This is a genomic window from Salinicola sp., from assembly GCF_982684285.1.
Genome location: NZ_CEXLVS010000173.1, coordinates 1 through 8,898 on the forward strand (window position 1 = coordinate 1; position 8,898 = coordinate 8,898).

Consider the following 8,898-nt stretch of genomic DNA (forward strand, 5'->3'; position numbering starts at 1 on the left):
AAACGATGCAGTCCTGACACACCGACGTCATGGATCGTCTCGACCTCGGCGCCCGGCAGAAGCAGGCGCAGGGCCTGCGCGATGCCAGTGGCTTGGCAATTGCCGATCACCGCGATGCGGGGGCGGCCCGAACGGCAGCCCGCGATTGCCAGCGGGATAGACCTGCGGACCGTGATGATTGAGAAACAGGAACGGATCGAGCTGGTCGAGCCCGGGCCCCGGCAGCGGTCGGCGAGTCGTCAGATCGCCGATATCGTCACGGATGGCCGGGTGCTGGGCGACGATACGGCGGGGTCTGGCGGTGGAAGCTGGGTCAAGCACGGACATGGACGACTCCTCGGTATCATTACCCACAGCTTAGGGGTACCGGCGCCCGATGATCAGCGAATTCTTTCCCCGCGTTCGTTTCACGCAGTCGTCGGGACCGGGCTCAGGACACGCCCGCTCCCCGGGTGAGACGTTGCCAGTTGCCATGGGCGAAAGCCGCCTTGGCATGCCCCGCCAGGCCGCACCGCTCGAGGAAAGCCCGCGCATCGCCGCCCGCGCGATATTGATAGGGAAAGTCCGTGGAGAACAGCAGTCGTTCATGACCGACCACCGCCGCCGCCCGGGCCAGATAGTGCGGCAGGAACATGCCGCTGGCGGTGACGTAGAGATTGGCGCGACAGTAGTCGGCAATGGGTCGGGAGAGCGACGCCACACGCTCCATGGCGGCAAATCGCTCGATATAGAACAGCACCATCTCGCCCCAGTGGCCCAGAATCACCTGCAGTCGCGGCAAACGGTCGAACGTGCCCGCCAGCACCAGCCGCAGAAACTGGAGACCGGCGTCATAATGCCACCCGAGGCCGTAGGTCGCCAAAGCCGCATCGAGCGCCGGCGATATCCCACCATAGTAGGCTTGCCTCACCGCCGGCGGCGGCACACGCGGGTGCAGCAGCACCGGTACGCCCAGGCTCTCCGCCTGGGCGAGGATAGGCGTCAGGGCGGGATCGTCCAGGTGTCGCGAACCGACCCGTCCACACAGCATCGTGCCCTTGAAGCCGAGCTCGTCGATGCAGCGCTCAAGCTCCAGCGCCGCCGCCTCGGGCTGCGAGACGGGTAGCGTCGCCAGCGCCTGAAAGCGCTGCGGATGCCGAGCGACCACCGCCGCCAGGGTGTCATTGGTGCGCTTGGCGATATCGACACTCTCCACACCCAGGTCGTGCAGTGCCGGCGTGGTCAGCGAGAGGACCTGCACGTCCAGCCCCGTTTCATCCATCAGCGCCAGACGCTCGTCGGCCAGATTCATCAGCCGTCCGTGCCAGGTCCCGGCATGCAGCGCCACGCTCGGGTCCGTCTGTTCCAGACCCAGCGAGCGCCAGGCGCGATCGATCTCCGGCGTCAGGAAATGCTCTTCGATCCCGATCAGGTGCATGGCGACAGCCTCACCACGGCACGATCTTGCCGAAGCGGTCGAGATACTCGATGCCCGGCCGGCCTCTCTTCTCCAGCAGGACATCGACGATCGCCGGCACCGTCTCTGCCATCGTATAGGGCGCGTCATCTCCCCCCAGGTCGGTACGAATCCAGCCCGGCGCCATCACCAGCACTGCCCGCCCGGTAGCGGCGTGACGCGCCGCGAAGCTGCGCATGAACATGTTGAGCGCGGCCTTGCTGCCCCGGTAGAGCTCGCGCATGCCATTCTCGTTGTTGGCGATGCTGCCCTGCCCGGAAGACATCACGCCGATCAGTCCCGACGTCGGCACCAGAGGCTCGAACTTCTCGATCACGCGCATCGGACTGAGCGCGTTGGTGATCATGATCTGGGTGAACGCTTCGGTGGAGATGGTGCCGATGGCCTGATCGGGGTCCCGGTTGGTGGTCCCGGCATTGACGAACAGCAGATCGATCGCGCGTCCCTTCAAGCGCTCGTGCAACGCTTCGATCTGATCGGGAGCCGTGACGTCGAGGGTCTCGATCTCGACCCGGCCGGGGTTGTCGTCCGCCAGGGTGTGCAATGGCGTCTGCTCGGCACCGGCGCGAACCGTGCCGATGACAGTCCACTCGCTCTCCGGCGTCGTGCCTCGCGTCAGCAGCTCCGCGGCGATGGCGTGGCCCAGACCACGCGAGGCGCCCACGATCAGGGCGGTCAGGCGATTGGCAACTGTCGTCATGGGAAGTGACCTCATGGATGTTGGGTTCATCTCAAGGATGGCGGTCGGCGTGACAATGCACCAGACGCATGACATGCACATGATCATTGCATCAAACGCTAGTCCAGAAGCAGGGTCTCGGTTACCGTGAGTCGATGAACGATATCGATCTGAACCTTCTCATCGCGCTGGACGTGCTGCTGGAAGAGGGCAGCGTGACGGCGGCCGCGAAGCGGTTGAACCTCAGCGCGTCGGCGATGAGCCGCACGCTCAAGCGTCTGCGCGAGGCGACGGGAGATCCGCTGCTGGTGCGGGCGGGGCGCGGGCTGGTACCTACCCCCCACGCCTCCTCGCTACGCGATCGCGTTCATGAACTGGCGCGGGAGTCGCGCTCGATCCTGCGTCCACGCCCACACGACCTCGATCTCTCGACGCTGGAGCGGACGTTCACCCTGCGCACCAATGCGTCGTTCGTCGAGCGCTTTTCGGTGCCGCTGGTGAATACCATTGCGGAAGCCGCGCCGCGGGTGTGCCTGCGCTTCGTGCCCAAGCCGACCAAAGCGATAGAACCCCTGCGTGAGGGGCAACTAGATCTCGAGATCGGGGTCGTCGAGACCACCGCGCCAGAGCTGCTGACACGGGGGCTATTTCAAGACCGCTTCGTCGGCGTCGCGGGCCAGGGGCATCCGTTGCTCGATGACGCCATCACACCGCAGCGCCTTGCCGCGTGCCGGCACGTGATGGCCTCTCCCAGCGGCGAATTCACCGGACCGATGGAACAGGCGTTGAGCGCACTCAGCCTCGACCGGGAATTCGGCGTCATCGTGCCAGGCTTCTCGGATGCCCTGCGGATCGCTCGCCACACCGATCGGGTCACGCTGGTACCCCACTCCTGCCTGATGCCGGTGCGGCGGCATGAAGACCCCAAGCCCCTGGTGATGTTCGAGCTCCCCGCGCCGATCGACCCGTTCACGATCTCGGCGCTGTGGCATCCGCGGCTGGGTGCCGACCCGGCTCATCGCTGGTTCCGGGAGCTGGTGATATCGACCTGTCGCGCGGCCTATGGGGAGACTTGAGCTTTCGGCATCGATCTCCCGATCTCCTCGAGGCCGGCGGTCGTCAATGCTGCCTCGATCAGCGCCACCAGCGGCGACTGCGTCGGCGAGAGGCGCGAGACCATCACCAGCTCGCGGTAAAACGTCTGTTCCCCCAACGCCACGATCCTTACCGGCGGCGGTTGCCGATGTCGCCACAGCCCGGTGAGCGGAATCAGCGCCACGCCCAGACCGAATTCGACCATTCTGGCGATCGCGTCGATCTCGTCGAGTTCCAGCCGAATCGCCGGACGCAGTCGCCGCCGCTCGAGGAAGCGGACCACCTGACGTCCGCCGAACGAGCCCCGGTCGTAGAGCACCAGCGGATGGGTCTCGAGCAGTGCTTCGACGCTCTCACCATCGCTATCGGCCGGCGCTATCATCACGAAGGGCTCGCGGGCGATCACGCGAGCGTGGAGATCGCCGGGTAGCGCAAAGGGGGGCTGGACGATCATCGCCATGTCCAGATCGCCTTTGTCGACCTGATCGAGCAGCGTCAGCGACACCCCTGGCACGATCCGGGTCATGACCCCGGGTGCCGAGATCCCCAACGTTCGCAGCACGTCGGGCAGCAGCCCGCTCTGGACGCTGGCGATGGCGCCGAGGTGCCATTCGCCGGCCAGGTCATCGCTATCGGCATTGCGAATGCGATCGGCCAGGGCCAGCATCTCCTCGGCCCGGGGCAGCAGCCGGCGTCCGGCAGCGTTGAGCCTGACGGCGCGCCCGGTACGCTCGAACAGCGGCTCGCCGAGGTCGGCCTCGAGATTTCGAATCTGGGTGCTGACGGCGGACTGGGTCAGCCCCACCGCCCCACCGGCGGCGGAGAAGGTCCCGTGGCGCACCACGGCGAGAAAGGTCTTGAGCTCTCTGAGCATGGGATCGACGGCCACCAGAATACAAAAAAATTGATATCAGACAGCAATATTATGCGCTTTCCATCAAATTTAATCGCGTCCAGAATGACTCGACATCAATGACACCCAGGCCAACGACTTTCAGGAGAACTCCCATGGCACTGTCCCCCTTCCACCTCGCCATTCCGGTTCACGACCTGCCCGCCGCACGCCAGTTCTACGGCGAGACCTTCGGTCTGAGCGAAGGCCGCTCCAGCGAGCAGTGGGTCGATTTCGACTTCTATGGCCATCAGCTGGTGATTCACGAGCATCCGCCGACACCGTCCCAGGAGTCCGCGCACACCAACCCGGTCGACGGCCATGACGTGCCGGTGCCCCACTTCGGCATCATCTTGGGCTGGAGCGAGTGGGAAGCCCTGGCAGAGCGCCTGAAGGGCTTCGGCACCCAGTTCGTGATCGAGCCCTACGTGCGCTTCAAGGGTCAGCCCGGCGAACAGGCCACCATGTTCCTGCTCGATCCGTGCGGTAATGCGCTGGAGTTCAAGGCGTTCAAGGATATGGGTCAGCTGTTCGCCAAGTAGTACCGTTTCTCTCGCGTCCCTCGACGTCTTGTGATTGCCGCCGATTTCGATCGGCGGCTTTTTTGTGTCGATGGCGATAACGATCCGCTAAGCGAGCCGCCGGAGATGCAGCGCCCCAATGGCCAGCGCGACCAGTAGCAATACCGCGATGAACAGCGACACCCCGTTCCAGCCGCCCCAGAACCAGAAGGCGCCGCCCAGCGTTCCGGCGACGCTGGAGCCCAGGTAGTAGCTGAACAGATAGAGCGACGACGCCTGCCCCTTGGCCTGGCTGGCACGCTGGCCGACCCAGCCGCTGGCCAGCGAGTGGGCGGCGAAGAAACCGAAGGTGAAGATCAGGATGCCGATCAAAATCAGGCTGATCGGTTCGAGCAGCGTGATCGCCAGCCCCGCCAGCATCATCACGATGAATAGCCAGAAGATCCGGTGGCGCCCCAGGCGGTCAGCCAGCGAACCCGCCCAGGCCGAGCTGTAGGTGCCCGAGAGATAGGCGATAGAGAGTAGCCCCACCAGCGCCTGACTGACCTGATACGGCTCCGCCAGCAGCCGGTAGGCGATGTAGTTGTAGAGGGTGACGAAGCCGCCCATCAGCAGGAACGCTTCGGCAAAGAGCCAGGGCAGCCCTCGATCCTTGAAGTGAACGGTGAATCCAGACAGCACGCTGCGCCAGTTGAGCGGACGCGGCGAGAAGTGACGCGACGGTGGCAGCCAGCGCATGAACAGGATCGCCGCAATCAGCGCCACGACACCGATGATGGCCAGCGTCCAGCGCCACGGCACCCAATCCACCATCACGCCACTGATCAGGCGCCCGCTCATGCCGCCGATCGAATTGCCGCTGATGTAGAGCCCCATCGACAGGCCAACGTAGCGCGGATGTATCTCCTCGTTGAGATAGGTCATCGCCACCGCGCAGAGCCCCGACAAGGACAGCCCCGCCAGGGCGCGCATGATCAGGATCCCCGTCCAGTTCGGCATCACCGCCGCCAGCAGCGTGCAGGCGGAAGCGGACAGCAGCGCGATCGTCATGATCGGCTTGCGCCCCACCGCATCGGAGATCGGCCCGGTGACCAGCAGCCCTATCGCCAGCATACCGGTCGAGACCGACAGCGACAGGCTGCTGGTCGCCGCGTCGATCCCGAAGGCGTCGGACAGAATCGGCATCAGCGGCTGCACGCAGTAGAGCAGCACGAAGGTCGAGAAAGCACCGAGGAACAGTGCCAGCATGGTCGGCCGATAACCGGCCCGGCCGCGTTCGATGAAGTCACTCTCGACAACCTCCGCCTCGCGTTCCAGCTGGCGGTTCGTCGCCCTTGTGGCGTCACGAATCTCGGATGATGTGCGGCGGGACAACCCGATTCTCCCGATCTCGATAGCAGGGCCGAGGCCGGGCGATGGCCCTGCCCGGACGGCGTGAATTCAGCTGTTGGTAGATTACGCCGCCTCGATTAAGCTTTCTAATATATTATTCGACGCTTTTGAGAGGTTTTCCGACTCAATGGAATTGCGCTATCTGCGCTACTTCGTGGCGGTGGCGGAGGAGTTGCACTTCAGTCGCGCCGCCCAGCGGCTGGGCATTTCCCAGCCACCGCTGAGCCAACAGATTCGGGCCCTGGAAGCCGAGCTCGACACGCGCCTGCTGACGCGCACCAATCGACGTGTCGAACTGACCGAGGCGGGCCTTCTGTTTTTGGAGGAAGCCCGGGAGATACTGGCTCGTACCGAGCGGGCATCGCGACGGGTGTCGCGCGTTGGACGCGGCGAGACCGGCCAGCTCAGGGTCGGCTTCACCACCTCGGTGCCGCTGACCGCGACCCTGCCGCAGATCCTGCTGCGCTACCGGCAACGCTACCCGGATGTCGATCTGCGCATGCATGAGCTCAACAGCCGCCGCCAGATCGAGCCGCTGCTGGAGGGCGACCTGGACATCGGCATTATGCGTCCGGCCACGCTGCCGGAAGGTCTCGACGCCTTCACCTTGATCCGTGAACCCCTGATGGCCGTGGTAAACGAACAGGGGCCGCTTGGCGGCCACTCGTCGCCGCTGACACTCGACGAACTGGCGATCCATCCGTTCATCTATTTCTCGCCGGCCGCCGGCACCGGCCTGCTGGATCAGTTCAACGCGCTGTTCGCCAGGCGTGGCCTGACACCGCGCCTGGTCCAGGAAGTCGGTGGCCCCAATACCATCATCAGTCTCGTCGCCGGCGGACTCGGCGTCTCGATCCTGCCAGCCTCCTTCCGACACATCCGGATCGACAACGTGCGCTACCGCCCCATCAGCGACGACGACGCCGTCTCGGAAGTCTGGCTGACCCATCTCCGCCACCAGCCGACACCCCAGACGCAGCGCTTCGTCGATCTGGTGCGCGAGTACCGCGACCGGGAGACACTCGCCTGACCGCAGGCTCTCGTCACCCGATGCCTTTTCGCCGACGAGGCTTGCCGGTAGTCTCTTGCCGATACCCCGCTTCGCAATGCGCCCCCCGGGCGTGATGACAGGAGAGATCCGACATGGAATCCGGCTGGAGCCTCGGTCTCATGACCGGCACCGTTCTCGATGGCAACATCGATATCGCCATGCTGCACAGCGACGGCGAGAGGATCGACGAGTTCGGTCCCTACGAGCTGGTGCCCTATCCCACCGACATCCGCACCCTGCTCTCGGACACCCTGGCCGCCGCCCGGCAGTGGAACTTCGAGGGTCCCGAACCCGCCATCTTCCGCCACGCCGAGACCGCCCTGACCGAAGCGCAGTCCATCGCCGTCTCGGGATTTCTCGATCGCCATGGCTTCCGGCCCGATCAGCTCGACGCCATCGGCTTTCATGGCCAGACCGTACTGCACCGCGCCCCAGAGGCAGGTCGGCGCGGCGCCACCCGCCAACTGGGCGATGGCGAGCTGATGGCACGGATGGTGGGCAGCGACGTGGTCTACGATTTCCGCAGCGCGGACGTGGAGCGCGGCGGCCAGGGAGCGCCGCTGTCGGCGATCTACCATCGGGCACTGCTGCGGCGCCTCGGCGCCGGTCCGGAAAGCCTGGTGCTCAACCTCGGCGGGGTCGCCAATCTGTCCTGGTGGGGCGGGGATGGGGACTGCAGCGAACGCTTGATCGCCTTCGACACCGGCCCGGCCAATGCGCCGATCGACGATTGGGTCCGGCAGCACACCGGGGCGGCCATGGACCGGGATGGCCTCATCGCCAGCCAGGGGCGCGTGGACGAGGAGCGGTTGAACGCACTGCTCGACCACCCCTATCTCACCGCCCCCTACCCGAAGTCGCTGGATCGCTTCGACTTCCAGGCGGAGATGGCCGCGGGGTTGGACCTGGAGGACGGCGCCGCCACCCTGACCGCGTTCACGGCTTCCGCCGTGGCCAAAGCGATGTCGCTGCTGCCGCAACGGCCGTCGCGCATCGTCGTCTGCGGCGGTGGGCGCAGGAACCCCACGCTGATGCGGGAACTCGCCCATCGCACCGGTGCCGAGGTGCAACTCGCCGATGCCGTCGGCTGGCGCGGCGATGCCATCGAAGCGGAGTGTTTCGCCTATCTGGCCATGCGCTCGCTGCGCGATCTACCGTTGAGCTTCCCGCTCACCACCGGCGTGGCCACACCGCAGACCGGAGGCCGGGTGGCACGCGCCGTCGACCACCCCTGATCCTTGTGCCCTCTCCCGCCCGCGCGACCTGCTTGACCCTCCTGCGCCGCTGACTCAGACTGACGACGGCGTCCCGACTCGGCCTCATCGAGCCGGGAGGCCAACGCTTGACGGGGTGCCGGTGGAACCGGCTGAGATCGTCCTGCGCCGCGACTCGCTGGAGCCGCCGCGCCACGACGGATCCCGACGAACCTGATCCGGCTAGTACCGGCGTAGGGATCAAGCGGAGACCGCAGGATACGACGACACGCCCATGCCGGTTTCCTCTCCTGCGCTGTGCGCCGGCTTGACCCAAGTCTCGCCATGGAGCACATATGACATCCCCTCAGTTTCTCTCCGACACCGCGCACGTCGATGCCTCGGCCATTCGTCCGCTGCCCGGTTCATGCAAGCGATACGTTCAAGGCTCGCGGCCGGACCTGCGCGTCCCCTTCCGTGAAATCGCCCTGTCGCCGACCACGACCTCCGGCGCTGCCGAAGAGAATCCACCGCTGCTGGTCTACGATACCTCGGGGCCGTACACCGATCCCGAGTGCGCCATCGACCTGCGCAAGGGCCTCCCGGCCCTCAGAAAGGA

Annotated in this window: 8 protein-coding genes, 2 pseudogenes and 1 riboswitch; of the genes and pseudogenes, 5 read left to right on the forward strand and 5 right to left on the reverse strand. The window is 65.6% G+C overall.

Annotated elements, in window-relative coordinates:
- Positions 1-108 precede the first annotated feature (108 nt).
- The 3 genes and pseudogenes from AC3AYF_RS14515 to AC3AYF_RS14525 all read right to left on the reverse strand — a co-directional run.
- Positions 109-327, reverse strand: a pseudogene (locus AC3AYF_RS14515) (cupin domain-containing protein); the annotation flags it as partial.
- 103 nt (positions 328-430) lie between these two features.
- Positions 431-1,417, reverse strand: coding sequence for an amidohydrolase family protein (locus tag AC3AYF_RS14520; protein WP_295037427.1), 987 nt, complete (start codon positions 1,415-1,417; stop codon positions 431-433).
- Between the two features lie 10 nt (positions 1,418-1,427).
- Positions 1,428-2,156, reverse strand: coding sequence for an SDR family NAD(P)-dependent oxidoreductase (locus tag AC3AYF_RS14525; RefSeq protein WP_295037430.1), 729 nt, complete (start codon positions 2,154-2,156; stop codon positions 1,428-1,430).
- A gap of 134 nt (positions 2,157-2,290) precedes the next feature.
- On the opposite strand from AC3AYF_RS14525, the gene AC3AYF_RS14530 reads away from it, so the two are divergent.
- Positions 2,291-3,211 (forward strand): LysR family transcriptional regulator, encoded by a 921-nt coding sequence (locus AC3AYF_RS14530; RefSeq protein WP_295037431.1) that lies wholly within the window; start codon positions 2,291-2,293, stop codon positions 3,209-3,211.
- Here the strand turns inward: AC3AYF_RS14530 and AC3AYF_RS14535 are convergent.
- Positions 3,196-4,104 (reverse strand): LysR family transcriptional regulator, encoded by a 909-nt coding sequence (locus AC3AYF_RS14535; RefSeq protein ID WP_295037434.1) that lies wholly within the window; start codon positions 4,102-4,104, stop codon positions 3,196-3,198. The genes AC3AYF_RS14530 and AC3AYF_RS14535 overlap by 16 nt on opposite strands.
- Before the next feature lie 134 nt (positions 4,105-4,238).
- On the opposite strand from AC3AYF_RS14535, the gene AC3AYF_RS14540 reads away from it, so the two are divergent.
- Complete coding sequence (locus AC3AYF_RS14540) at positions 4,239-4,664, forward strand: VOC family protein (RefSeq protein ID WP_110602910.1); 426 nt, start codon at positions 4,239-4,241, stop codon at positions 4,662-4,664.
- 87 nt (positions 4,665-4,751) lie between these two features.
- Here AC3AYF_RS14540 and AC3AYF_RS14545 read toward each other — a convergent pair whose 3' ends face one another.
- On the reverse strand, positions 4,752-6,017 hold the full coding sequence (locus tag AC3AYF_RS14545) for an MFS transporter (protein WP_295037437.1): 1,266 nt from the start codon (positions 6,015-6,017) through the stop codon (positions 4,752-4,754).
- Positions 6,018-6,162: 145 nt separating this feature from the next.
- Between AC3AYF_RS14545 and AC3AYF_RS14550 the strand changes: the two genes are divergently transcribed.
- From AC3AYF_RS14550 to AC3AYF_RS14560, 3 genes and pseudogenes are all read left to right on the forward strand, one after another.
- Positions 6,163-7,065 carry a LysR family transcriptional regulator gene (locus AC3AYF_RS14550; RefSeq protein ID WP_295037439.1) on the forward strand — a complete coding sequence of 301 codons (903 nt, stop codon included), beginning with the start codon at positions 6,163-6,165 and terminating at the stop codon, positions 7,063-7,065.
- A gap of 113 nt (positions 7,066-7,178) precedes the next feature.
- Positions 7,179-8,321: an anhydro-N-acetylmuramic acid kinase gene (locus AC3AYF_RS14555; RefSeq protein ID WP_295037440.1), complete on the forward strand. Its 1,143-nt coding sequence runs from the start codon at positions 7,179-7,181 to the stop codon at positions 8,319-8,321.
- Positions 8,322-8,422: 101 nt separating this feature from the next.
- Positions 8,423-8,557, forward strand: a riboswitch (TPP riboswitch).
- 78 nt (positions 8,558-8,635) lie between these two features.
- A pseudogene (locus AC3AYF_RS14560) lies at positions 8,636-8,898 on the forward strand (phosphomethylpyrimidine synthase ThiC); the annotation flags it as partial.